Below are 25,018 nucleotides of genomic sequence, written 5' to 3'. Positions count from 1 at the left end.
GGTACTGCGTAACAGTGGGAGAGTAGGTAACTGCCGTTTTTCAAGAAGCCCCTTGATTCGAAAGAGTCAAGGGGCTTTATTGCGTTTGGTAGTAAGAAGAATAGGTTGCCTATTTTGAATTGACCAATATTGAAATCTGTTTAATTAATGCGATGAGACTAGTGAAACAAAACCTATTGTGCTTTGTTTTATAATGCAGTTGAAAATTTCTGATAAAATGGATTTGAATTTATGCTTAGTATCTTAGTGCCAAAATTGAATATTTCTATTTTGTAATGTGCTGAAAGTTAAGAGTGCTTATAAATCGAGTCTGTTTTATTATTAATTAGTGATCTGATTTTAATGGGAAACTAGTGATAATAGCTATCAGATGAATAAAATCAAATATTTCATGCTTATTTTCCTAAGATCTATGTTTATCCGTGGATCAATTAAAATAATTGGAATTTATATAAATACATTTTAATCTTTGATATATCCGTTTTATCCTCCTTTTTGCCTGTTTTAGAATCTGTTTACTTTTTACCTTCTATTTTTTGTTTATATTTGCTTCGTTCTTTTGATATAGTCTAATGTTGTAATTTAGTAATGACAGTAGGGCAAGAACAGAATAAAAACAGTGTAATTCTGTGATTTTTTTTAAAGTGAGTTGTTTTCTTTTCATCTTTCTCTTTTTTATCAAATTGATTTTTGTAAATTTGGCGGGAATCTGATAAAGGAATACAATTAATATAGTAATAATACTAAATACTCCTGTTTATATGGAAAACAAAATTCAAGAGTTGACCGATAAGATTTATCGTGAAGGCGTGGAAAAAGGAAATGAAGAAGCGCAAAGACTTATCGTGAATGCTCAGGAAGAAGCAAAAAAAATTATTGAGGATGCTCACAAAGAAGCTGAATCAATTGTAGCCTCCTCTCGTAAATCTGCAGATGAACTGGCAGAAAATACAAAATCAGAGTTGAAATTATTTGCAGGTCAGTCTGTTAATGCACTCAAGTCAGAAATTGCGACTATTGTTACTGACAAGTTAATAACTGCCTCAGTGAAGGATTTTACACAGAATAAGGATTTTCTGAATGCTTTTATTGTGGCATTGGCATCCAGATGGAGTGCAGATGAGCCGATTGTTATTTCATCTACGGATGCAGAGTCTCTAAAGAAGTACTTTGCAATACATGCAAAAGCTTTATTGGATAAGAGTGTGACGATTCAACAAGTAAATGGTATAAAGACCTTATTTACTGTTTCTCCTGCGGACGGTTCTTATAAAGTGAACTTCGGAGAAGAAGAATTCATGAATTACTTCAAAGCATTTTTGCGTCCTCAATTAGTAGAAATGTTATTTTAAAAGAGGCGACTATGAGTAGTAAATACTATTACTTAGTAGCTGGTTTACCGGAACTTTCGTTGGAGGATAGTAAACTAAGTTATACAGTAGCTGATTTTAAAACTGAAATCTACAGTGGATTGTCTACTTCGGATCAAAAGTTGATCGACTTATTTTATTTGAAGTTTGATAATGCTAATGTATTGAAGCTTTTAAAGAATAAGGAAGCAGGGATAGATACACGAGGAAATTATTCTGCCGATGAACTCACTGAACATATTTCTACATTGAAAGATGGAGGAGAAATCAGTTCTAAAGAATTTCCTGCCTATCTGTCTACCTTTATTCTTGATTATTTGAATACACCTGTAGAAAGTACAGTTTTGCACGAAGATCATTTGGCGGCTCTGTATTATGATTATGCCATGGATTGTGGAAATAAGTTTGTATCTTCTTGGTTTGAATTCAATCTGAATATCAATAATATTCTTGTTGCTTTTACAGCTCGTAAATTCAAATGGGATGTTGCTGCCAATGTTGTGGGGAATACGGATGTATGTGAAGTTTTACGTACTTCTAGTGCCCGTGATTTCGGTTTGACTGGTGAAGTCGATTTTTTGGAGTCATTGGTGAAGATTAATGAAATTACAGAATTGGTAGAACGTGAGAAGAAGTTGGATGCTTTACGGTGGAATTGGATGGAAGATGCTATCTTCTTTGATTATTTCACTATAGAACGTATTTTCGCTTTCTTGCTGAAACTGGAAATGATAGAGCGTTGGATCTCATTGGATAAAGAAAAGGGAAATCAGTTGTTCCGCAGCATTATTGAATCGTTGAAGAACAAGGTACAGATTCCCGCAGAATTCAGATAATAAATTTAAAAAAATATATGGCAACAAAAGGAACTGTTAGTGGCGTTATTGCCAACATGGTGACCCTCGTCGTTGATGGACCGGTAGCTCAGAATGAGATTTGTTATATCTCTACCGGTGGAGATAAATTGATGGCGGAGGTGATTAAGGTTGTAGGTTCTCATGTATACGTTCAGGTTTTTGAAAGTACGCGTGGGTTGAAAGTGGGTGCTGAAGCCGAATTTACTGGACACATGCTAGAAGTGACTTTAGGTCCGGGTATGTTATCTAAGAATTATGATGGTCTGCAAAATGACCTTGACAAGATGGATGGTGTTTTCTTGAAAAGAGGACAGTATACTTATCCGTTGGATAAAGAGCGTGTATGGCATTTTATTCCGATGGTGAATGTTGGTGATAAGGTGCAATCTTCTGCATGGTTAGGTCAGGTGGACGAGAACTTCCAACCATTGAAAATCATGGCTCCATTTACTATGGAAGGAATTGCAACAGTAAAATCAATTGTAGCTGAGGGAGATTATAAGATTGAAGATACGATTGCTATTCTGACGGATGAAGAAGGAAATGACATTCCGGTGACTATGATTCAGAGATGGCCAGTAAAAAGAGCTATGACGAATTATAAAGAGAAACCGCGTCCTTTCAAATTATTGGAAACCGGTGTGCGTGTAATAGATACTTTAAATCCGATAGTGGAAGGTGGTACAGGATTTATTCCTGGTCCGTTTGGTACTGGTAAAACAGTACTTCAGCATGCAATTTCGAAACAAGCGGAAGCGGATATTGTAATCATTGCAGCTTGTGGAGAACGTGCGAATGAAGTTGTGGAAATCTTTACGGAATTTCCAGAATTGGTAGATCCACATACCGGACGTAAATTGATGGAACGTACTATTATTATTGCAAATACTTCCAATATGCCAGTGGCTGCTCGTGAAGCATCTGTTTACACAGCAATGACATTAGCTGAATATTACCGTTCTATGGGACTGAAAGTACTATTGATGGCGGACTCTACTTCTCGTTGGGCGCAGGCTCTGCGTGAAATGTCCAACCGTATGGAAGAGTTGCCTGGACCTGATGCTTTTCCGATGGATATTTCTGCTATTATTTCTAACTTCTATGGTCGTGCTGGTTATGTGAAGCTGGATAATGATGAAACAGGTTCTATTACATTTATAGGTACTGTATCTCCTGCCGGTGGTAACTTGAAAGAACCTGTAACGGAGAATACAAAGAAGGTAGCCCGTTGTTTTTATGCTCTTGAACAAGATCGTGCTGATAAGAAACGTTATCCGGCTGTGAATCCGATTGATTCTTATTCTAAATATATTGAATATCCTGAATTTGAAGAATACATCAAAAATCATATCAACGATGAGTGGATTGGTAAAGTAAATGAGCTTAAAACTCGTTTGCAACGTGGTAAGGAAATCGCTGAACAGATTAACATCTTAGGTGATGACGGTGTACCTGTGGAATATCATGTTATCTTCTGGAAGTCAGAGTTGATTGACTTTGTAATCTTGCAACAGGATGCTTTCGATGAAATTGATTCGGTAACTCCAATGGAACGTCAGGAAGCTATTCTGAATATGATAATTGACATCTGTCATACGGAATTTGAGTTTGATAACTTCAATGAGGTAATGGACTTTTTTAAGAAGATGATTAATATCTGCAAACAGATGAATTACTCGAAGTATCAGTCTGAACAATATGAAGGATTCAAACAACAGTTGAAGGAATTGATTGCTGAAAGAAGTGTTTGATCAGCAATCATAATTCAAAATTTATAATTCATAATTATTAAAGATGGCAACAAAAGCTTTTCAAAAGATATATACCAAAATTACTCAGATTACCAAGGCTACCTGTTCGTTGAGGGCAACAGGAGTGGGGTATGATGAGCTTGCCACTGTAAACGGTAAACTGGCACAGGTGGTAAAGATTGCCGGTGATGATGTCACTTTGCAGGTATTTGAAGGTACGGAAGGTATTCCGACCAATGCAGAAGTGGTATTTCTTGGCAAATCACCTACATTGAAAGTGAGCGAACAACTGGCTGGACGTTTCTTTAATGCTTTCGGTGATCCGATTGACGGAGGACCGGAAATTGAAGGACAAGAGGTTGAAATTGGTGGTCCGTCAGTAAATCCGGTACGTCGTAAACAGCCTTCTGAGCTGATTGCGACAGGTATTGCAGGTATTGACCTGAATAATACCTTAGTATCCGGACAGAAAATCCCATTCTTTGCAGACCCTGACCAACCTTTCAACCAAGTAATGGCAAATGTGGCATTACGTGCTGAAACGGATAAGATTATTCTCGGCGGTATGGGTATGACTAATGATGATTATTTGTATTTCAAGAATGTGTTCTCTAATGCAGGTGCTCTTGACCGTATCGTGAGTTTCATGAATACCACAGAAAATCCTCCGGTAGAACGTCTGTTGATTCCGGATATGGCACTGACTGCGGCTGAATATTTCGCTGTGAATAATAATGAGAAAGTTCTTGTATTATTGACTGATATGACTAGCTATGCTGATGCATTGGCAATTGTATCTAACCGTATGGATCAGATTCCGTCAAAAGACTCTATGCCGGGTTCACTTTATTCGGATTTGGCAAAGATTTACGAGAAAGCGGTACAATTCCCATCAGGTGGTTCTATCACTATTATTGCGGTGACCACTTTGTCCGGAGGAGATATTACACACGCTGTACCTGATAATACAGGTTATATTACTGAAGGTCAGTTGTTTCTTCGTCGTGATAGCGATATTGGTAAAGTAATCGTCGATCCGTTCCGTTCATTGTCTCGTTTGAAACAGTTAGTAACTGGTAAGAAGACGCGTAAAGACCATCCGCAAGTGATGAATGCTGCCGTACGTCTGTATGCTGATGCTGCAAATGCCAAAACGAAGATGGAAAATGGTTTTGATTTGACAAATTACGATGAACGTACACTTGCCTTTGCGAAAGATTATTCTAACCAATTGCTAGCTATTGATGTTAATCTTGATACGACAGAAATGCTTGATGTAGCCTGGGGTTTGTTTGGAAAGTATTTCCGTCCGGAAGAAGTAAATATCAAGAAAGAATTGTTAGATCAATATTGGCCAAAAGGTGAATAAGAGAGCAATTAGTAATTAATAATTAGCAATTAATAACGTGGCTATAAAGTTTCAATATAACAAAACCTCTCTTCAGCAGCTCGAAAAGCAACTGAAAGTGCGGGTACGTACACTTCCTATCATTAAAAATAAGGAAAGTGCTCTCCGCATGGAAGTGAAGCGCTGTAAAACGGAAGCTGCCGATCTGGAGGATAGGCTCGAACAACAAATTCAAGCCTATGAAGCCATGTTCGCCCTTTGGAATGAGTTTGATGCTTCATTGATAAAGGTGAATGATGTTCATCTTGGCGTGAAAAAGATTGCGGGTGTGCGTGTGCCGTTGCTCGAAAATATAGATTTCGAGATACGTCCGTACAGCTTGTTCAATGCTCCCAAGTGGTATGCCGATGGTATCCATTTGTTGAAAGAGCTTGCTCATACAGCTATTGAACGTGAATTTATACTTGCCAAGCTGAATCTATTAGAACATGCAAGGAAAAAGACCACTCAGAAAGTAAATCTTTTTGAGAAGGTACAGATACCGGGTTATCAGGATGCATTGCGAAAGATTAAACGATTTATGGAAGACGAAGAAAACCTGTCGAAATCATCGCAAAAGATCATGAAATCCCATCAAGAACAAAGGAAGGAGGTAGAAGCATGATTACAAAAATGAATAAACTTACATTCCTGGTTTATCACAAGGAGTATGAACAATTCTTGAATAGTCTGCGTGAACTTGGTGTAGTCCATATTGTGGAAAAACAACAGGGTACTGCTGATAATACAGAATTGCAAGAAAACATACGGCTTTCGAATCGTTTGATGGCTACTTTAAAATTGCTTCAGAATCAGAAACATACAAAAGATGCTGTTATAGCAAAGGAAGGTGGCACGTCTGCTCGTGGATTGCAGGTATTGGATGAAGTAGATGCTTTACAAATGGAGCATGGAAAACTATCCCAGCAATTGCAAAGTTATGTAAAAGAAATCGAGGCGTTACAGGCTTGGGGTAACTTTGAACCCGCGAATGTGCAGAAGTTGAAAGATGCCGGATATGTAATAGGTTTCTATAGTTGTTCGGAAGGTAATTATAAAGAAGAATGGGAGACGGAATACAATGCTATGATTGTGAATCGTATTTCTTCAAAAATATTCTTTATAACTGTAACCAATGCTGGGGAAGAGATAGACTTGGATGTAGAACAAGCCAAACTTCCTGCTTATTCTTTGACGTATCTTGATACATTGTATAATACCACTGAGCAGGCGATTGAAGAGAATGAAAAGAAGTTGGTAGTACTCTCTGAAACAGAAATTCCTTCATTGAAAAAAGCTTTGCAAGAGATACAAGGACAGATTGAATTCTCTAAGGTTGTGTTGAGTACAGAACAGGCAGCTGGTGATAAGTTGATGCTCATAGAAGGATGGGCACCTGCTTCCAATAAGTTGGAAATTGAAGCTTATCTGAATGATGCACATATTTATTATGAGATTACGGATCCGGCTCCGGGAGATAATGTTCCTATTCGGTTGAATAATAAAGGCTTTTTTGCTTGGTTCGAACCTATCTGTAAGTTGTATATGCTTCCGAAGTATAATGAATTGGACTTGACTCCGTTCTTTGCTCCATTCTTTATGATTTTCTTCGGACTTTGTCTGGGAGATTCCGGTTATGGTCTATTCCTCTTTGTCGGTGCTACGGCTTATCGGTTGATTTCAAAGAAAATTACTCCGAATATGAAATCGATCTTGTCATTGATACAGATATTGGCGGTCTCGACCTTTTTCTGCGGTTTGCTGACGGGAACCTTCTTCGGTGCTAATATTTATGATTTGGACTGGCCTATTGTGCAGCGTTTGAAACATGCTGTGTTCATGGATAATAATGATATGTTCCGCTTATCACTTATCTTAGGAGCCATTCAGATTATATTTGGTATGGTGTTGAAAGCTGTCAATCAAACGATTCAGTTTGGATTCAAATATGCAATTGCTACCATCGGTTGGATTACTTTGCTGTTGTCTATGGCTGTATCAGCTTTGTTGCCGAGTATTATGCCGATGGGTAGTACTTTACATTTGATTATACTGGGAATTTGTGGTGTGATGATTTTCCTTTTCAACAGTCCGGGCAAGAATATCTTCTTGAATATAGGATTGGGATTATGGGATTCTTACAACATGGTTACCGGTTTGCTAGGTGATGTATTGTCTTACGTCCGTTTATTTGCTCTTGGATTATCTGGAGGTATTCTTGCGGGAGTATTTAATAGCTTGGCAGTGGGTATGAGTCCGGATAATGTAATTGCAGGTCCGATTGTGATGGTACTGATTTTCGTTATTGGTCATGCAATCAATATTTTTATGAATGTACTGGGAGCAATGGTTCATCCGATGCGTCTAACATTTGTTGAGTTCTTTAAGAATTCCGGTTATGAAGGAGGCGGTAAGGAATACAAACCTTTTAAAAATTGATCATTGGCAGTGGTTATCGACTGCTTATAATAAGAGAATAAAGAAAAGATTTAGAATTAAACAATAAAAAATAGAATAAAATTATGGAAATGAATTTGTTTATTGCCTACATTGGCATCGCGGTTATGGTTGGTTTGTCAGGCATCGGTAGTGCTTACGGAGTAACTATTGCAGGTAATGCGGCTATTGGCGCATTAAAAAAGAATGATAGTGCATTTGGTAACTTTCTGGTATTAACAGCCCTTCCGGGTACACAGGGTCTTTATGGATTTGCCGGTTATTTTATGTTCCAGACTATCTTTGGTATCTTGACTCCTGAAATCACAGCTATTCAGGCGTCAGCTGTTTTGGGTGCAGGTATAGCTTTAGGATTGGTTGCATTATTTTCAGCAATCCGTCAGGGACAAGTTTGTGCCAATGGTATTGCAGCTATTGGACAGGGACACAATGTGTTTAGTAACACGTTGATTCTTGCCGTATTCCCGGAACTTTATGCAATTGTAGCTTTGGCAGCAACCTTTTTGATCGGCAGTGCACTTGTATAATTTTTCCTAAGAATATTTTTTAATAAAGAACTTTCAATCCCCTTGTGTATGCAGCTTTGCATTCGCAAGGGGATTATCTTTTTCATACTTAAACTCTGTTTCTTTCCTCTTCTTAACTTATATTTTTTGCATAAAGTATTATTTTTCAAAGAATAATGCGTACTTTTGCACTCACATACTAAAAAGAGTTTTAATATAATATATGGTAAAAGATTTATTAACCCCCGATTATATCTTCGAAGCCAGCTGGGAAGTATGTAATAAAGTGGGAGGGATATATACCGTCTTGTCTACAAGGGCAAATACGTTACAGGAGAAGTTCCGTGATAGAATATTTTTTATAGGTCCTGATGTATGGCAAGGAAAAGATAACTCCTTATTCACCGAATCAGATAATCTTTGTGCTGCATGGAAGAAATATGCGCAAGAGCAAGATGATCTTTCCGTTCGTATAGGACGATGGAATATTCCGGGTGAACCAATTGTCATTCTAGTCGATTTCCAACCTTTTTTTGAGAAGAAAGACGAAATATACACAGATATGTGGAATCGTTTTCAAGTAGATTCGTTGCACGCTTATGGCGATTACGACGAGGCTTCTATGTTCTCTTATGCCGCAGGTAAGGTAGTAGAAAGTTTCTACCGTTATAATCTTACTGAAACGGATAAGGTGGTATATCAGGCACATGAGTGGATGACAGGAATGGGAGCACTTTATGTACAAGAAGCTGTGCCGGAGATTGGGACTATTTTTACAACTCATGCTACTTCTATCGGTCGTTCGATAGCTGGTAATAATAAGCCGTTATATGACTATCTGTTTGCTTATAATGGTGACCAGATGGCTCAGGAACTGAATATGCAGTCTAAACATTCTATTGAAAAGCAGACGGCTCATTATGTGGATTGTTTTACTACGGTCAGTGAAATCACTAATAATGAATGTAAGGAATTGCTTGATAAACCGGCAGATGTAATTTTGATGAATGGTTTTGAGGATGATTTTGTGCCTAAAGGTTCTACATTTACCGGTAAACGCAAACGGGCGCGCGCCTTATTACTGAGTGTAGCCAATAAATTATTGGGAACAAATTTAGATGATGAGACGTTAATTGTCGGAACCAGTGGACGATATGAGTTTAAAAATAAAGGTATAGATGTATTTTTGGAGTCGTTGAATCGCTTGAATCGTGATAAGAATTTACATAAGAATGTATTGGCTTATATAAACGTTCCGGGTTGGGTAGGAGAGCCTCGTGAAGACTTACAAGCTCGTTTGAAGAGTAAGGAGAAGTTTGATACTCCCCTTGAAGTTCCGTTTATTACACATTGGCTGCATAATATGACACATGACCAGGTTTTGGATATGTTGAAATATTTAGGAATGAATAATCGTCCGGAAGATAAAGTGAAGGTGATTTTCGTACCTTGCTATTTAAATGGATGTGACGGAATAATGAACAAAGACTATTATGATTTGTTGCTGGGACAGGATATGAGCATTTATGCTTCCTATTATGAACCATGGGGGTATACTCCATTAGAAAGTGTAGCCTTTCATGTTCCGACTATTACTACTGATCTGGCAGGTTTCGGTCTTTGGGTGAATAGCCTCAAGAATCAGCATGGCATTAATGATGGGGTAGAGGTGTTACATCGTTCGGACTATAATTATTCGGAAGTGGCAGATGGTATCAAGGGTACAATTACACTCTTTGCGGATAAGACAGATAAAGAAATAAAGGAGATTCGCAAACGGGCAGCAGAAGTTGCTGAGCAGGCTTTGTGGAAACACTTTATACAATATTATTATGAGGCTTATGACATTGCATTGCGTAATGCTTTAAAGCGTCAGTTCAATTAGAAAAACAATTTATTCATCAATAAGTAAATTAAAAACATTATGAGAATTCAAGTAAGTAATGTGAACACTCCTAACTGGAAAGAGATTACCGTTAAGTCTCATATCCCTTCAGAGTTGGAGAAATTATCTGAGATTGCGCGTAACATTTGGTGGGCGTGGAATTTTGAAGCGACAGAACTATTTAGAGATCTAGATCCGGAACTTTGGAAAGAATGTGGGCAGAATCCTGTATTGTTGTTAGAGCGTATGAGCTATGAGAAGTTGGAAGCTTTAGCAAAAGACAAGGTGATTCTGAGACGAATGAATGATGTGTATACGAAATTTAGAGACTACATGGATGTTAAGCCGGATGACAAACGTCCGTCCATAGCCTATTTCAGTATGGAATATGGTTTGAGCCATGTATTGAAAATATATTCCGGCGGTCTTGGTGTACTCGCTGGCGACTATCTGAAAGAAGCTTCTGACAGTAATGTAGATCTTTGTGCAGTAGGATTCTTGTATCGCTACGGTTACTTTACTCAGACGTTGTCAATGGATGGACAGCAGATTGCAAATTATGAGGCTCAGAACTTTGGACAGCTTCCTATTGAACGTGTATTGGATGCTGAAGGTAAACCGATGGTAGTGGATGTACCTTATTTAGACTACTTTGTTCATGCCAATGTATGGCGTGTGAATGTAGGTCGTATTTCTTTATATCTGTTGGATACAGATAACGAAATGAATAGTGAGTATGATCGTCCTATTACTTATCAGTTGTATGGTGGTGATTGGGAGAATCGTCTGAAACAGGAGATTCTGTTGGGTGTTGGTGGTATCCTGACTTTAAAAGCATTAGGAATTAAAAAAGATATTTATCACTGTAACGAAGGACATGCTGCATTGATCAATGTTCAGCGAATTTCTGATTATGTAGCTACCGGATTAACTTTTGATCAAGCTATTGAGTTGGTTCGCGCATCTTCTCTTTATACTGTACACACTCCTGTTCCTGCCGGTCATGATTACTTTGATGAAGGTCTGTTTGGAAAGTATATGGGTGGTTATCCTGCAAAAATGGGTATTAGCTGGGATGATTTGATGGATCTTGGTCGTAATAATCCGGGTGACAAGGGCGAACGTTTTTGTATGTCTATATTTGCTTGCAATACTTCTCAGGAAGTGAATGGTGTGAGCTGGTTACACGGAAAGGTATCTCAGGAAATGTTCTCTTCTATCTGGAAAGGTTATTTTCCGGAAGAAAACCATGTGGGCTATGTGACTAATGGCGTTCACTTCCCGACATGGAGTGCGACAGAATGGAAACAACTGTACTTTAGATATTTCAATGAAAACTTCTGGTACGATCAGTCTAATCCTAAGATTTGGGAGGCTATCTATAATGTGCCTGATGAAGAGATATGGAAGACTCGTATGATGATGAAAAATAAATTGGTAGATTTCATCCGTAAGTCATTCCGTGATACTTGGTTGAATAATCAGGGAGATCCTTCACGTATCGTTTCATTGATGGATAAAATCAATCCGAACGCTTTGCTGATCGGTTTCGGTCGCCGTTTTGCTACTTATAAACGTGCTCACTTGCTGTTTACTGACTTGGAACGTCTTTCTAAGATCGTGAACAATCCGGATTATCCGGTACAATTCCTGTTTACAGGTAAAGCTCATCCACATGATGGAGCAGGACAAGGATTGATTAAACGTATTATTGAAATCTCTCGTCGTCCGGAATTTTTGGGTAAGATTATCTTCCTCGAAAACTATGATATGCATTTGGCGCGTCGCTTGGTTTCAGGTGTAGACATTTGGTTAAATACTCCGACTCGTCCGTTAGAAGCATCCGGTACATCTGGTGAAAAAGCATTGATGAATGGTGTTGTAAACTTCTCTGTATTAGACGGGTGGTGGTTGGAAGGCTATCGTGAAGGAGCTGGTTGGGCACTGACTGAAAAACGTACTTATCAGAATCAAGAACATCAGGATCAGTTGGATGCTGCTACTATTTACAGTATTCTTGAAACAGAAATTTTGCCGTTATACTATGCTCGCAATAAGAAAGGATATTCTGAAGGCTGGATTAAAGTGGTGAAAAACTCTATCGCTCAGATCGCTCCTCATTATACAATGAAACGTCAGTTAGATGACTATTTCAGTAAGTTTTATTGCAAACAGGCAAAACGTTTCCAAGTCTTGGCTGCTAACAATAATGCAAAGGCAAAAGAAATTGCAGCATGGAAAGAAGAAGTTGTTGCTAAATGGGATTCCATTGAGATTGTTTCTTGCGATAAAGAAGAAGAACTGGAAAAGGGTGATATTGAAAGCGGAAAAGATTACACTATCACTTTTGTAATTGATGAGAAAGGTTTGAATGATGCAGTAGGATTGGAGTTGGTTACAACTTATATAACTGCCGACGGTAAACAACACGTTTATTCAGTAGAACCGTTTAGTGTAATCAAGAAAGAAGGCGACCTGTATACATTCCAGGTTAAACATAGCTTGTCTAATGCAGGCAGTTTCAAGGTTTCTTATCGTATGTTCCCCAAGAATCCGGATCTTCCTCATCGTCAGGACTTCTGTTACGTACGTTGGTTTATTTAAACGGTTGAAAAAAGTAAGGATTGAGTGTCTCTCTCATTACTTTCCTATATAAAATTAGCCCCTGCAATTCGAAATTACAGGGGCTAAAATTTTATGTATTAAAATGATTTATTTTAAAGCTGATGGTAACTAAGCATTGCTTCTCTAACCTTTAATTATTTTACAGATTCAGCAATTTTAGTCTGAAGTTCTTCGCCGTGAAGACCACGGGCGATAATTGTTCCGTCTCCGTCAATCAATACGGTGTGAGGAATGCTGTTTACTGCATAAAGCTGTGCACCTTCACTTTGCCAGAATTTCAGGTCAGACATTTGCGGCCAAGTCATATTCATGCTTTTAATAGCTTCTTTCCATGCAGCTTCATCCTGATCCAATGATACACCAACGATCTCAAAGTTTTTGTCTTTGTATTTCGCATAAGTTTCTACCAGGCTCGGCATTTCACGACGGCAAGGACCACACCAGCTTGCCCAGAAATCAACCAATACTACTTTACCTTTACCTACATAATCAGACAGTTTAACTGATTTTCCTTCCGGAGTTAGCATTTCAAAATCAATGAATTTTGAACCTACAGCAGTCTTTTTCTGCTTATCAATGAATTCTTTGATTTGAACAATTCCATCGTCCTTTTGGAAATTAGCCGGGATTTGCAGTAACAGTGCATCATTTTCGGCAGTTGTATTATTCATGAAGGTTTGTTTAAACATGAAGACACCAATAGGATTCGTGATGTTTTTCTCTACTCCTTCTTTGATAACTTTGTTAAATTCTTCTTCAATTTTTGCTCCTTCTTCTTGTTTAGCTGCTTTTTGTTCGTCACTGAGAGTAGTGTCACCCATTGCTTCATAAATAGCATTCATTTTCGCATTAAGTTCATCAATCTTATTTTTGATTTCCTGGTATGCATCGTTGTTCGGTGTACCGGTAGCACTACTCTTTTCGGTTCCTAAAGCAACGTTGATATTTCCATTTTCAAGGAAGAAATCGATCATTAAAGGTTCAGCACCATTTTTGTATGTTACATAACGATTGATAGCAGAATCTTGTACACCTTCGAAAGTGAATTTTCCATTAGAGATGATGGCTGTGTCAAGTTTAGTCAGATTTCTACCGGTCCTTTCCTGAAGATAAACTGTATCACCGTCAGTGGCTCCTTCCACCGTACCGGTAATAACGTATCCGGTTTTCTGACCAGTACAAGCTGCTATACTTAATGCAGCTGTAGCAATAACTAGATAAGTAAACTTTTTCATACTTTTGTAAAATTAGTGAATAAATATTTATGCAAAGATAATTTTTTTTTCTGTTTGGCATTGAAAAACACTGTTATATTAGATTAACCTTAGGAAGAAATCATAGAAATATGTACCTTTGCAGCCCAAACTTTTAGTATGAATATGCAAGAAGATAAATCCATCATTGAAGTAAGTCATGTATCGAAGTTTTTTGGCGAGAAAACAGCATTGGATGATGTGACCTTGAACGTAAAAAAGGGAGAGTTTGTCACTATTCTCGGCCCTTCCGGTTGTGGAAAAACTACGTTATTGCGTCTCATTGCCGGTTTTCAGACGGCATCAGAAGGTGTTATCCGAATTTCCGGTAAGGAAATAACTCAAACTCCTCCGCATAAACGTCCCGTGAACACGGTATTCCAGAAATATGCTCTGTTCCCTCATTTGAATGTGTACGATAATATTGCTTTCGGTTTGAAACTAAAAAAAACACCGAAACTGACCATTGGAAAGAAGGTAAAAGCTGCTTTAAAAATGGTGGGTATGACGGACTATGAGTATCGTGATGTGGATTCTCTTTCGGGAGGACAGCAACAACGAGTGGCAATCGCGCGTGCTATTGTTAATGAACCGGAGGTGCTATTGTTAGACGAACCATTAGCAGCACTCGACCTGAAGATGCGTAAGGATATGCAGATGGAGTTGAAGGAAATGCATAAATCCTTGGGAATTACGTTTGTTTATGTAACTCATGATCAGGAAGAAGCACTCACACTGAGCGATACAATTGTTGTTATGAGTGAGGGAAAAATTCAGCAGATAGGTACTCCGATAGATATTTATAATGAACCGATTAACTCATTTGTGGCGGATTTTATCGGTGAAAGTAATATTCTTAATGGTACGATGGTTCGTGATAAATTGGTTCATTTCTGTGATACTGAATTTGAATGCGTGGATGAAGGTTTTGGTGAGAATATGCCGGTAGATGTCGTTATCCGACCTGAAGATCTTTATATTTTCCCTGTTTCTGATAAAGCTCAGTTGGTTGGGGTGGTTCAGACTTCCATATTCAAAGGAGTGCATTATGAGATGACTGTACTTTGTGGCGGTTATGAATTTTTAGTTCAGGACTATCATCATTTCGAAGTAGGAGCAGAGGTGGGGCTATTGGTAAAACCATTCGATATTCACATTATGAAGAAAGAACGGGTATGTAATACGTTTGAAGGTAAACTGCTGGATGCTACTCATGTGGAGTTCTTGGGTTGTTCGTTTGAGTGCGCTTTGGTAGAGGGTATAGAAACTTCTGCGGAAGTCAAAATTGAAGTTGATTTTAATAAAGTTATCTTGCAAGATAATGAAGAAGATGGAACATTAACGGGTGAAGTTAAGTTTATCCTTTACAAGGGTGATCATTATCATCTGACTGTTTTATCTGATTGGGACGAGAATGTATTTGTAGATACGAACGACGTGTGGGATGATGGTGACCGTGTAGGTATTACTATCCCTCCGGATGGTATTCGTGTAATTAAATTAACCGATTAACAGGAAAGGAAGTGAATAAGAGGTTTTTAGTCTTTTTGTCATCACGTAAGAGTTGGACGCTACCTTACATTATTTTTTCGGCGATCTTCGTAGTTATACCGTTGATTTTAATTGTCGTGTATGCTTTTACCGACGATAACGGTCATCTGACCCTCGCCAATTTTCAGAAGTTCTTTGAACACCCCGAAGCAATCAATACTTTCGTTTATTCGATTGGTATTGCTATTATTACTACTCTTGTTTGCGTCTTGCTGGGATATCCTGCAGCTTGGATACTTAGCAATAGTAAACTTAATCGTTCTAAAACATTAGTCGTGCTTTTTATTCTACCTATGTGGGTGAATATTTTGGTGCGTACTTTGGCTACTGTTGCTTTATTCGATTTCTTCAGCGTTCCTTTGGGTGAAGGTGCATTAATATTCGGTATGGTGTACAATTTCATTCCTTTCATGATTTATCCTATTTATAACACTTTGCAGAAGATGGATCATAGCTATATTGAGGCTGCACAGGATTTGGGAGCAAATCCCGTGCAAGTTTTTTTTAAAGCAGTGCTTCCTCTCTCTATGCCGGGAGTAATGAGCGGTATCATGATGGTGTTTATGCCCACCATTTCTACTTTTGCCATTGCGGAACTATTGACGATGAATAATATCAAACTCTTTGGTACAACTATTCAGGAGAACATCAATAATAGTATGTGGAACTATGGAGCAGCACTTTCGCTTATTATGTTGTTACTGATTGCTGCCACTTCACTGTTCAGTACGGACGATAAGGATACCAACGAAGGAGGTGGATTATGGTAAAGAAGATTCTTGCTCAAACCTACTTGTGGATATTGCTTTTATTGCTTTATTCACCGATTGTAATTATCATTATTTATTCGTTTACCGAAGCGAAAGTATTGGGTAACTGGACTGGATTTTCTACAAAACTTTACTCTTCCTTATTTACCGGCGGTACTCATCACTCTTTGATGAATGCGCTTATAAATACTGTAACCATTGCTTTGCTGGCAGCTACAGCTTCCACTTTGCTGGGTAGTGTAGCCGCTATCGGTATATTCAATCTGAAAGCTCGTTCACGAAAAGCAATAGGCTTTGTGAATAGCATTCCTATTCTGAACGGAGATATAATTACCGGTATCTCACTTTTTCTATTGTTTGTTTCCGTAGGCATTACTCAAGGGTATACCACAGTCGTATTGGCACATATCACTTTTTGTACACCATACGTTGTATTGAGCGTCCTGCCACGCTTGAAGCAGATGAATCCGAATATTTATGAAGCCGCTCTTGATTTGGGAGCTACTCCTATGCAAGCATTATGGAAAGTGATTATTCCTGAGATTCGTCCGGGGATGATCAGTGGTTTTATGCTTGCTCTGACTCTTTCTATTGATGACTTTGCTGTAACTGTGTTTACTATCGGTAATCAGGGTTTGGAAACACTTTCTACCTATATTTATGCAGATGCTCGTAAGGGAGGTCTGACTCCTGAACTTCGTCCGCTATCTGCTATTATCTTTGTTGTAGTATTGGCTCTGCTAATTGTGCTTAATTATCGGGCTGATAAAGCGAAGAAAAAATATGAATAGATTATTTAATGTGCCGCTACGTGAAGAATAAAATGAAAAGAATAATACCTGTTATTTTGTTGTTGATATCTTTATCAGGATGCTATAACTCAGGAGAGCCGCGCGAACGGGTCCTTAAAATTTATAATTGGGCAGACTATATTGGCGATAGTGTACTTGAAGATTTTCAGGCATATTATAAAGAACAGACCGGCGAGGATATCCGCATTGTTTATCAGACATTTGATATCAATGAAATTATGCTGACGAAAATAGAAAAGGGGCATGAGGACTTTGATGTAGTTTGTCCTTCGGAATATATCATCGAACGAATGTTGAAGAAGCATCTGCTGTTGCCTATTGATACAAATTTTGCTCATTCGCCTAACTATATAAAGAATGTGGCTCCGTTTATTCGCGAGCAGATTGATAAATTGAGCCAGCCGGGTGAATTAGCCAGCCGTTACGCTGTTTGTTATATGTGGGGAACAGCCGGAATTCTTTATAATCGTGCTTATGTTCCTGATTCGGATGCATTATCATGGGATTGTTTGTGGAATAAGAAATATGTAGGCAAAATTCTGATGAAAGACAGCTACCGTGATGCTTATGGAACGGCCATTATCTATGCCCATGCTAAGGATTTGGAAGAAGGAAAGGTCACTGTGGAAGAATTGATGAACGATTATTCTCCTGCTGGCATGGAACTGGTAGAGAAGTATCTGAAAGCTTTGAAACCGAATATTGCCGGTTGGGAAGCTGATTTCGGGAAGGAAATGATGACGAAAAACAAGGCCTATCTTAATATGACCTGGAGTGGTGATGCCATTTGGGCGATTGAGGAGGCAAATGCTGTAGGGGTAGATCTTGATTATGCAGTGCCTAAGGAAGGGAGTAATATATGGTACGATGGTTGGGTGATTCCAAAATATGCAAAGAATCCTAAAGCTGCCAGCTATTTTATAAACTTCATGTGTCGTCCCGACATTGCTATCCGCAATATGGATTATTGTGGATATGTCAGTTCGATTGCTACTCCCGAAATTATGGAGGAGAAGATAGATACTACTCTTGATTATTATGCAGATTTGAGCTATTTTTTTGGTCCCGGTGCGGATAGTATTCAGATTGATAAGATACAATATCCGGATCGTAAAGTAGTGGAACGTTGTGCAATGATTCGTGATTTTGGGGATCAAACGAAAGAAGTTTTGGATATCTGGTCTCGTATTAAGGGGGATAATTTAGGAGTTGGAATTACTATTCTGATTTTTGTGGTAGTGGGATTGATGAGTGGCTGGATGATTTATAAAAGATGGCAACATTATAGTCGTCAGAAACAACAAAGACACAGAAGCCGGAGGAAGAATAAACGAGTGAGAAAATAAGTCACTCAGTTTTTATAAATCATTTTTAGGTATATATTAACTCATTTATTGAGTATTAATAATCCGGATGTAGAGTATTAATAGCTGAGATGAGGGGTATTAATACTTGAGAAGTGGACTATTAATACTTGACAATGGGCAAATGACAGCCTTCTGAAACCTCTAAAATCTTCTTGCAAAAGTTGAATAGAATATTGCGAAAAGCATCTCAATGTTTGAATTCAATCTTCCCAATAATTGATTTGAAGTATTGAGGTGATTTTAAAAAACATAAGGAGTCTTTTTGCACTTTTGTATGGTTGGTCTTTTAATCTTTTCGCTTCATACTTTTAATAAGTAGTTTAGTTTTCTTATCTACGCGCAAGGATTCAACTGTTTTTTGTAATGCCTTGTTATAAGTCCAGGTATCTAATTGGCTTTGCTTCAGGTATTCTAATGTTTTGTCGGGGAATTTCACGAAACAGGTAGATAGCATCCATGCCATAGCCATACGGGCATAGTACGCTTCATGTTGAAATAGATCTGCGTATTCCAACAATCTGTCAATGTACTCTTCATTTATATAATGGAAAAGCATAACAATTCCGAAGCGTTTTTCAAATTCCTTGTCGGAATATAGATAGGGTTGTATAAATTGCCAGACTTTATCTTTTCCTTTCTTTACTAATGTTTTCAGCTCACCACAAAAAATGTCACATACTGCCCAATTATCAATCCGGGGAATAAACATCTTTACATAGTTCATTTGTTCCTCAAATTCTATTTTTGCCAATCCAATAATCATTCCTTGCAGCATTGTCTCTTCATAATAATCAACCTCTGTTGCGTTTATAAAAGGATACCAATCATTTTGCTTGGCTATTCTCTTTGCTATTGTGCGTAATTGGGGAATACGTACTCCTAATACATTTTCAGTGCCGGGAAGTAGAGAAGAATGGAATTCTTTATATTTAGCGTCAGCTAATGCATTCAGTTCCTTTCGGATATTTTCTGATGTTACCATGGTTTATATAATCAATGATTGACAAAAGTATAAAAAATAGATATATCTCAAAAGGGTGATATCATTCTGTTGATTAATAATTCTAGCATTTTCTTTTAACGGTTCGATATCCATAAACGATGATTACCAGAAAACAGATAAAAGGTAAGATAAAAGATACATTGACAGCAGGTAGTAAACCTATCTCTTTCAAGTCAATAATACTCGCTTGCAATGGAGGTAGTACAGAACCTCCCAAGATAGCCATAATTAATCCTGCAGCACCGAACTTGGCGTCGTCTCCCAAACCTTTCAGGGCGATGCCATAAATAGTAGGGAACATGAGTGACATACAAGCGGAAGTGGCAACCAAGCAATATAATCCGAAGATATTTTGTAGGAAGATAGTTCCTAATGTGAATATAGCTCCAAAAATAGCTAAAATCATCAGAAGCTTTCCGGCACTTAGAAAGCGAAGTATGAAAGTGCAAATAAAACGGCTGATACAGAAAATGACCATTGCTACGATGTTATATTGTTGCGACAGAATCTCCGCACTTTTTTCATCCATACCTTGTGACATAAACAGGCGTGTACCATATTGAATAATAAATGTCCAACACATTATTTGTACCCCTACATAGAAAAACTGTGCTATCACCCCTTCTCGATAGTGCGCTTGGGCAAAAATACGTTTTAATGTAGGAAAAAAGTCGATATGATGATTATCTTCTCCTTTCTTGGGCATTCTCACTAGACGTATTAATATTAGCATAATAAGAATCAAAACTCCAATAGCCAGGTAAGGAGCAATCAGTATGCTTAGGTCACTCTCTTTTATTGTCTGAAATTCACTCTCGCAGAGTTGTGAACGGTCTATGCTCGACATTGGATTCAATTTAGCCTGGATAAAGTTCATGGCTACATACATTCCGAGCAGTGATCCCATAGGATTAAAAGATTGGGCGAGATTCAACCGCCGTGTGGCAGTTGCCTCTGTTCCCATAGAGAGAATATACGGATTGCAGCTCGTTTCCAGAAAAGAGAGTCCGCAAGTTAGTGTGAAATAAGCTATTAGAAACGGATAATATTCTCCTGTTAGTTTGGCGGGAAAGAATAAGAAGGCTCCGAAAGCATATAGACCCAGTCCTAACAGAATACCGGCTTTATAAGAATATTTACGAATAAAGATAGCGGCAGGAAATGCCATAGCAAAGTAGCCTCCATAGAAAGCTACTTGTACTAATGCTCCATCAGTAGCACTCATTCTGAATATTTTGGAAAATGCTTTTACCATCGGATTAGTAATGTCATTTGCAAATCCCCAAAGAGCAAAGCAGGAAGTGATCAGGATGAATGGGATGAGATAATTGATTCCATCTTTTGACAGGATAGACTGTTTATTGTGTTTCATAGTAGTTTGAAGTGAATTAGATGTTATATAGATGAAACATTTTTTCCATAGGTCTCCATTTCTCTGCCGAACTCATGCCGGGCGCCACTTGTTGGAATATTGACATATACTCTTCCCATTCCTGTTGCCGTGGGAGAGTATTCAGACGTGCCATTGCGGTATCCCAGTCGAAATCAATAGGAGTCTCCACAATCATAAACAGTCGGGTTCCAAGAATATAAATTTCCATTTCCAGAATACCAACTTCATGAATGCCTGCAAGAACTTCAGTCCATGCTTCTTTTGGGCTATGTCTTTTTCTGTACTCAGCAATTAGTTCGGGAGAATCACGCAAGTTAAGTGTTTGGCAATATCGTTTGACGGGAGTATCGTAGGATTTTACTTTATAACCAGTTTGAGGTGTTTCCATATAGTATTATACTGTGAATTATGTGTGTAAAGGAAAGCAATTTATTCTGAAAGAGAAAAGGCTAAGCTTATGTTCTGTAGCATAAAACAAAAATCCTCTCCGGCTAACCGGAAAGGATTTATTGCTTTTGCAAATTTCTTATAAAGAATCTGCCGAAACTTATTCAGCAGCAGTTTCTGTTGCAGGAGCTTCTTCAACTGGGGCAGCTTCTGTTGCAGGTGCTTCAGCAGCAGCCTTTGCAGCTTCTTCAGCAGCTTTCTTTTCAGCAAGTGCTTTAGCTTTGTCTTCGTTGATTTTCTTCTCAGCGTCCATACGTGCTTTAGCTTCAGCTTGTTTAGCTGCATCATCTTTAGCTTTCAATGCAGCCAAACCTGACTGTTTGTTGTTCTTCCAAGCTTCAAATTTAGCATCTGCTTCTGCTTCGCCGAATGCACCTTTAGTTACACCGCCCAGAAGATGTTTCTTCATGTAAACACCTTCACGAGAAAGGATGTTACGTACAGTGTCACTTGGTTGAGCACCTTTCAGTACCCATGCCAATGCAGCGTCGAAATTCAAATCTACTGTAGCAGGATTGGTGTTCGGGTTGTAAGTACCAATCTTCTCAATAAATTTACCATCACGTGGTGCTCTGCTGTCTGCAATTACAATTGAATAGAACGCGTAACTTTTACGTCCGTGTCTTTGCAATCTGATTCTAGTTGCCATTTTACTAATTGTTTTTAATGATTGATTTGAATTATGCCATTAACTCGTAATAGCGTGCACAAAGATACGCCTTTTCTTTTGATTGACAAATGTTTCTGTGTTTTTTCTTTGTTTACAATCATCTATTCAGGAATTTAATCTGTCTTAAGAGTATCTTCGTGGATAGCGGAAAAGGATGGCCAGCAATGCGCAAGCTCCCATTGTGAAGGGATAATAAAGGTTGCCGATGATACTGATAGGAGAGATGTTGGCTAGTCCTGCAGCTATCAACATTTGTGCTCCGTAGGGGATGATTCCCTGTATCAGGCACGAGAAAGTATCGAGAATGCTGGCTGTCTTTCTACGGTCGAGATGAAATTTTTGAGCTATATCCTTAGCAATTGGTCCTGTTGTAATGATGGCGATAGTATTGTTGGCTGTACATAAGTTGGCAATGCTCACCAGAGCAGCAATACTAAGTTCCGCACCTCTTTTTCCATTGACATGGCTGGTCAGTTTTTGAATGATAAAATCAATACCCCCATTGTATCGGATTGTTTCGAGCATACCTCCGGCCAGTAGGGTGATGATAATCAGTTCTCCCATACCGGTGATACCTGTCCCCACTGCTCCAAACCAGTCGAAAACAGCGAAACTACCGGTAGCAATGCCAATGATACCACTCGTCAGAATGCCTATAATTAGCACAAGCATTACATTCATTCCTGCAATGGCAGTTCCTAATACTATAATATAAGGTATAACTTTTATCCATTCTATATTTTGTACTTGGGCGGGAGCAGTGATAGATAGTCCTTGAAAAATATAAATGCCTAGTACGATGATTGCTGCCGGAACTACGATCATGGAATTTACCCGAAACTTGTCACGCATCACGCATTCCTGAGTTTTTGTTGAGGCAATCGTGGTATCGGAGATAAAAGATAAGTTGTCTCCGAAGAATGAACCGCCTACTACTACAGCTACCATGAAAGGAAGGGCTATTTCTGTTTTTTCCGCTAATCCTACAGCTACCGGAGTGAGGGCGACAATGGTTCCTACACTTGTTCCGATGGATAGAGAAATGAAACAAGCTGCAATGAATATTCCTGCTAATAAAAGATTATCAGGGAGAATATGCAGTGTCAGATTGACGGTGGCATCAATAGCTCCCATTTGTTTGGCAGTTTGAGCAAATGCTCCGGCAAGGATGAATATCCAGATCATGAGCAGAATATTCTTATTGGCTGCACCTACGGAAAACTGATATATTCGTTGATCCAGTTTTAACCCGGGAGTAATAGCGATGGCGTAACACGAAGAAACAAGGAAAGCTACAGTAATGGGCACTTTATAAAAGTCATTGACAAGAATCGAGGTTACGAGATAGAGGCAGAGGAAAACGAGCAACGGACTAAGTGCCCACCAACTGCCGGAACGGTTCTTATGAATTTTTTCTTCAGTCATAAATGGATATTGTGGCTTTTATTTTTATTCTAAATTCGAAATAATGATGCAAAAGTAATGCTTTTCATAAGAAGTGGCAAAAAGTATGGTTAATATCCGCCATGTTCTTATGCTTTGGAATAACTTCTTGTGCTTCACGTGAGAGTAAAATCAAAGCCTTACAAAGAAAACAAAATACCTCTTGGTCAGGCTAAGAAGATAACAGGAAGTAAATCGGCTGAATATTATGCTTCGGGACATAATAAGTAGGTGGAAAAGTACTCTGTTTGTCTGACGAGTACAGCTTTTTTGTTTTCTTTTCATACCTCTCTTTTTCCATTTCATCTCCTTCTTTTCCGCTTCAGAAATAAAATGCCGGACGATCTCGTTTCTTTGCTCTACTTTCGTGCCGTTCATAATATAATAACTTATAACAGAATGACAATGATTAAATTTTTAATGAGCATTTTCTGCCTTTGCCTGCTCACTGCGTGCGGACAAGGAGAGAAAAAATCAGAAGAACCGGTAAGGATAAAAGTAGTGAAAGCAGAAACTACAACACCTTCTTCAAATCGTGAATTTTCATTTATTTCAAAGCCTTTCAAAGAGACCGAACTCTCTTTCCGTGTAGGTGGACCGATTGATCGTTTTGAAGTATATGCCGGTAATTACTATCACCGGGGAGATATCATTGCCGAAATAGACTCCCGTGATTTCCGTATTCGTAAAGAGAAAGCAGAAGCTATATATAAACAAGCAAAAGCTGAATTTGAACGCATCAAAGTGTTGTTTGAGAAAGATAATTTGTCTGCCAGTGCTTATGAGAAAGCACACGCTGAATATACTTCGGCAAAAACAGCTTTTGAAACTGCCACTAATGAGCTGGAAGATACCCACTTGGTTGCTCCTTTTGATGGCTATGTAGGTGAAGTGTACATTGAAAAGTTTCAGGATGTGAAAGCTACTCAACCTGTTATTTCTTTTATTGATATTACACAGCTAAAGATAGAAACCTATGTCACACAAGAGATTGCATTTCAGGCCGGACAGATAAAAGAAGTGGGGGTTCGTTTTGACGTCCGACCGAATGCTGTCTATTCTGCCAAAGTAGTGGATGTTTCAAAAAGTACTACCCGTAATAACCTTTCTTTTTTAATGACGGCTTTGCTGTCTAATAAACAAGGAGAGTGGCCTGCAGGTATTTCAGGAAAAGTATTGCTCGATCTTCCTTCTTCACAGACGGCTGAGATGGTAACAATACCGCAAGTAGCTCTTAGTCATCGTCCTACCGAAGGCGATTATGTTTGGACGGTTGATCATACTACGGGAAAGGTATCCAAAAGAAAAGTTGTTCCGGGAGAATTACTTCCTAATGGAAAAGTAGAGATAAAGGGAGGATTACAAGCAGGTGAAACGATAGCAGTCAGTAAATTGCGTTTTCTTTCTGAGGGAATGCCTGTAGATATAGTCGATCAAAAACAAGTCATGCCGGTCACTACTCAAAAGTAAG

19 protein-coding genes and 1 pseudogene are annotated in these 25,018 nt (G+C 38.5%); 14 read left to right on the top strand and 6 right to left on the bottom strand.

Annotated features, from left to right (window positions below; translation table 11 throughout):
* Window positions 1-761: 761 nt before the first annotated feature.
* From PHO71_RS18485 to PHO71_RS18445, 9 genes and pseudogenes are all read left to right on the top strand, one after another.
* Window positions 762-1,352, top strand: coding sequence for a hypothetical protein (locus PHO71_RS18485; RefSeq protein ID WP_300206161.1), 591 nt, complete (start codon window positions 762-764; stop codon window positions 1,350-1,352).
* Between the two features lie 11 nt (window positions 1,353-1,363).
* The gene (locus PHO71_RS18480; protein ID WP_300206159.1) at window positions 1,364-2,206 is read left to right on the top strand and encodes a DUF2764 domain-containing protein; all 843 of its coding nucleotides are present in this window, start codon (window positions 1,364-1,366) and stop codon (window positions 2,204-2,206) included.
* Between the two features lie 17 nt (window positions 2,207-2,223).
* Window positions 2,224-3,978, top strand: coding sequence for a V-type ATP synthase subunit A (locus tag PHO71_RS18475; RefSeq protein ID WP_300206157.1), 1,755 nt, complete (start codon window positions 2,224-2,226; stop codon window positions 3,976-3,978).
* Between the two features lie 43 nt (window positions 3,979-4,021).
* Window positions 4,022-5,347 carry a V-type ATP synthase subunit B gene (locus PHO71_RS18470; protein ID WP_300206155.1) on the top strand — a complete coding sequence of 442 codons (1,326 nt, stop codon included), beginning with the start codon at window positions 4,022-4,024 and terminating at the stop codon, window positions 5,345-5,347.
* A 37-nt stretch (window positions 5,348-5,384) separates the two neighbouring features.
* Window positions 5,385-5,990: a V-type ATP synthase subunit D gene (locus PHO71_RS18465; protein WP_025076426.1), complete on the top strand. Its 606-nt coding sequence runs from the start codon at window positions 5,385-5,387 to the stop codon at window positions 5,988-5,990.
* Window positions 5,987-7,804, top strand: coding sequence for a V-type ATPase 116kDa subunit family protein (locus PHO71_RS18460; RefSeq protein ID WP_300206152.1), 1,818 nt, complete (start codon window positions 5,987-5,989; stop codon window positions 7,802-7,804). Before PHO71_RS18465 ends, PHO71_RS18460 begins: the two co-directional genes overlap by 4 nt.
* Before the next feature lie 83 nt (window positions 7,805-7,887).
* Complete coding sequence (locus PHO71_RS18455; RefSeq protein ID WP_125040199.1) at window positions 7,888-8,349, top strand: V-type ATP synthase subunit K; 462 nt, start codon at window positions 7,888-7,890, stop codon at window positions 8,347-8,349.
* Between the two features lie 202 nt (window positions 8,350-8,551).
* Window positions 8,552-10,256: pseudogene (locus tag PHO71_RS18450) on the top strand (glycogen/starch synthase).
* Complete coding sequence (locus tag PHO71_RS18445; protein WP_300206149.1) at window positions 10,253-12,817, top strand: glycosyltransferase family 1 protein; 2,565 nt, start codon at window positions 10,253-10,255, stop codon at window positions 12,815-12,817. Before PHO71_RS18450 ends, PHO71_RS18445 begins: the two are co-directional and overlap by 4 nt.
* Window positions 12,818-12,972: 155 nt before the next feature.
* On the opposite strand, the gene PHO71_RS18440 is transcribed toward PHO71_RS18445, so the two are convergent.
* On the bottom strand, window positions 12,973-14,073 hold the full coding sequence (locus PHO71_RS18440) for a TlpA disulfide reductase family protein (protein WP_300206147.1): 1,101 nt from the start codon (window positions 14,071-14,073) through the stop codon (window positions 12,973-12,975).
* 138 nt (window positions 14,074-14,211) lie between these two features.
* Here PHO71_RS18440 and potA point away from each other — a divergent pair, with 138 nt between their 5' ends.
* Genes potA through PHO71_RS18420 form a run of 4 tightly spaced genes read left to right on the top strand, consistent with a single transcriptional unit; the run spans window position 14,212 to window position 18,570 of the window.
* Window positions 14,212-15,603: a polyamine ABC transporter ATP-binding protein gene (gene potA / locus PHO71_RS18435; RefSeq protein ID WP_300206145.1), complete on the top strand. Its 1,392-nt coding sequence runs from the start codon at window positions 14,212-14,214 to the stop codon at window positions 15,601-15,603.
* Window positions 15,604-15,614: 11 nt separating this feature from the next.
* The gene (locus PHO71_RS18430; protein WP_300206143.1) at window positions 15,615-16,412 is read left to right on the top strand and encodes an ABC transporter permease; all 798 of its coding nucleotides are present in this window, start codon (window positions 15,615-15,617) and stop codon (window positions 16,410-16,412) included.
* A complete protein-coding gene (locus PHO71_RS18425) occupies window positions 16,406-17,203 on the top strand; it encodes an ABC transporter permease (protein ID WP_300206141.1) in 798 nt (265 codons plus the stop codon). Before PHO71_RS18430 ends, PHO71_RS18425 begins: the two co-directional genes overlap by 7 nt.
* A gap of 32 nt (window positions 17,204-17,235) precedes the next feature.
* Window positions 17,236-18,570 carry an ABC transporter substrate-binding protein gene (locus PHO71_RS18420; RefSeq protein WP_300206139.1) on the top strand — a complete coding sequence of 445 codons (1,335 nt, stop codon included), beginning with the start codon at window positions 17,236-17,238 and terminating at the stop codon, window positions 18,568-18,570.
* Window positions 18,571-18,877: 307 nt separating this feature from the next.
* Here the strand turns inward: PHO71_RS18420 and PHO71_RS18415 are convergent, their stop codons facing one another.
* The 5 genes from PHO71_RS18415 to PHO71_RS18395 all read right to left on the bottom strand — a co-directional run bounded on the left by PHO71_RS18415 (window position 18,878) and on the right by PHO71_RS18395 (window position 23,529).
* Window positions 18,878-19,573, bottom strand: coding sequence for a DNA alkylation repair protein (locus PHO71_RS18415; protein WP_300206137.1), 696 nt, complete (start codon window positions 19,571-19,573; stop codon window positions 18,878-18,880).
* 82 nt (window positions 19,574-19,655) lie between these two features.
* A complete protein-coding gene (gene fucP / locus PHO71_RS18410; RefSeq protein ID WP_300206135.1) occupies window positions 19,656-20,966 on the bottom strand; it encodes an L-fucose:H+ symporter permease in 1,311 nt (436 codons plus the stop codon).
* Between the two features lie 16 nt (window positions 20,967-20,982).
* Window positions 20,983-21,375 (bottom strand): L-rhamnose mutarotase, encoded by a 393-nt coding sequence (locus PHO71_RS18405; protein WP_300206133.1) that lies wholly within the window; start codon window positions 21,373-21,375, stop codon window positions 20,983-20,985.
* Between the two features lie 159 nt (window positions 21,376-21,534).
* A complete protein-coding gene (locus tag PHO71_RS18400) occupies window positions 21,535-22,083 on the bottom strand; it encodes a 30S ribosomal protein S16 (RefSeq protein ID WP_300206131.1) in 549 nt (182 codons plus the stop codon).
* Between the two features lie 144 nt (window positions 22,084-22,227).
* The gene (locus tag PHO71_RS18395) at window positions 22,228-23,529 is read right to left on the bottom strand and encodes a Na+/H+ antiporter NhaC family protein (RefSeq protein ID WP_300206129.1); all 1,302 of its coding nucleotides are present in this window, start codon (window positions 23,527-23,529) and stop codon (window positions 22,228-22,230) included.
* Between the two features lie 417 nt (window positions 23,530-23,946).
* On the opposite strand from PHO71_RS18395, the gene PHO71_RS18390 reads away from it, so the two are divergent.
* Window positions 23,947-25,017 (top strand): efflux RND transporter periplasmic adaptor subunit, encoded by a 1,071-nt coding sequence (locus PHO71_RS18390; RefSeq protein ID WP_300206127.1) that lies wholly within the window; start codon window positions 23,947-23,949, stop codon window positions 25,015-25,017.
* Window position 25,018 lies beyond the last annotated feature (1 nt).

The organism is Bacteroides sp. (assembly GCF_028690125.1).
Taxonomy (GTDB): domain Bacteria; phylum Bacteroidota; class Bacteroidia; order Bacteroidales; family Bacteroidaceae; genus Bacteroides.
This window is presented reverse-complemented; position numbering and strand designations above follow the sequence as displayed.

What these genes read in the sequence shown, in the direction of transcription:
- PHO71_RS18415 (WP_300206137.1), bottom strand. Translation starts at nt 19,573, where the DNA reads ATGGTAACATCAGAAAATATCCGAAAGGAACTGAATGCATTAGCTGAC.
- PHO71_RS18440 (WP_300206147.1), bottom strand. Translation starts at nt 14,073, where the DNA reads ATGAAAAAGTTTACTTATCTAGTTATTGCTACAGCTGCATTAAGTATA.
- PHO71_RS18460 (WP_300206152.1), top strand. Translation starts at nt 5,987, where the DNA reads ATGATTACAAAAATGAATAAACTTACATTCCTGGTTTATCACAAGGAG.
- PHO71_RS18485 (WP_300206161.1), top strand. Translation starts at nt 762, where the DNA reads ATGGAAAACAAAATTCAAGAGTTGACCGATAAGATTTATCGTGAAGGC.
- fucP (WP_300206135.1), bottom strand. Translation starts at nt 20,966, where the DNA reads ATGAAACACAATAAACAGTCTATCCTGTCAAAAGATGGAATCAATTAT.
- PHO71_RS18405 (WP_300206133.1), bottom strand. Translation starts at nt 21,375, where the DNA reads ATGGAAACACCTCAAACTGGTTATAAAGTAAAATCCTACGATACTCCC.
- PHO71_RS18400 (WP_300206131.1), bottom strand. Translation starts at nt 22,083, where the DNA reads ATGGCAACTAGAATCAGATTGCAAAGACACGGACGTAAAAGTTACGCG.
- PHO71_RS18480 (WP_300206159.1), top strand. Translation starts at nt 1,364, where the DNA reads ATGAGTAGTAAATACTATTACTTAGTAGCTGGTTTACCGGAACTTTCG.
- potA (WP_300206145.1), top strand. Translation starts at nt 14,212, where the DNA reads ATGAATATGCAAGAAGATAAATCCATCATTGAAGTAAGTCATGTATCG.
- PHO71_RS18390 (WP_300206127.1), top strand. Translation starts at nt 23,947, where the DNA reads ATGACAATGATTAAATTTTTAATGAGCATTTTCTGCCTTTGCCTGCTC.
- PHO71_RS18395 (WP_300206129.1), bottom strand. Translation starts at nt 23,529, where the DNA reads ATGACTGAAGAAAAAATTCATAAGAACCGTTCCGGCAGTTGGTGGGCA.
- PHO71_RS18475 (WP_300206157.1), top strand. Translation starts at nt 2,224, where the DNA reads ATGGCAACAAAAGGAACTGTTAGTGGCGTTATTGCCAACATGGTGACC.
- PHO71_RS18470 (WP_300206155.1), top strand. Translation starts at nt 4,022, where the DNA reads ATGGCAACAAAAGCTTTTCAAAAGATATATACCAAAATTACTCAGATT.
- PHO71_RS18420 (WP_300206139.1), top strand. Translation starts at nt 17,236, where the DNA reads ATGAAAAGAATAATACCTGTTATTTTGTTGTTGATATCTTTATCAGGA.
- PHO71_RS18425 (WP_300206141.1), top strand. Translation starts at nt 16,406, where the DNA reads ATGGTAAAGAAGATTCTTGCTCAAACCTACTTGTGGATATTGCTTTTA.
- PHO71_RS18445 (WP_300206149.1), top strand. Translation starts at nt 10,253, where the DNA reads ATGAGAATTCAAGTAAGTAATGTGAACACTCCTAACTGGAAAGAGATT.
- PHO71_RS18455 (WP_125040199.1), top strand. Translation starts at nt 7,888, where the DNA reads ATGGAAATGAATTTGTTTATTGCCTACATTGGCATCGCGGTTATGGTT.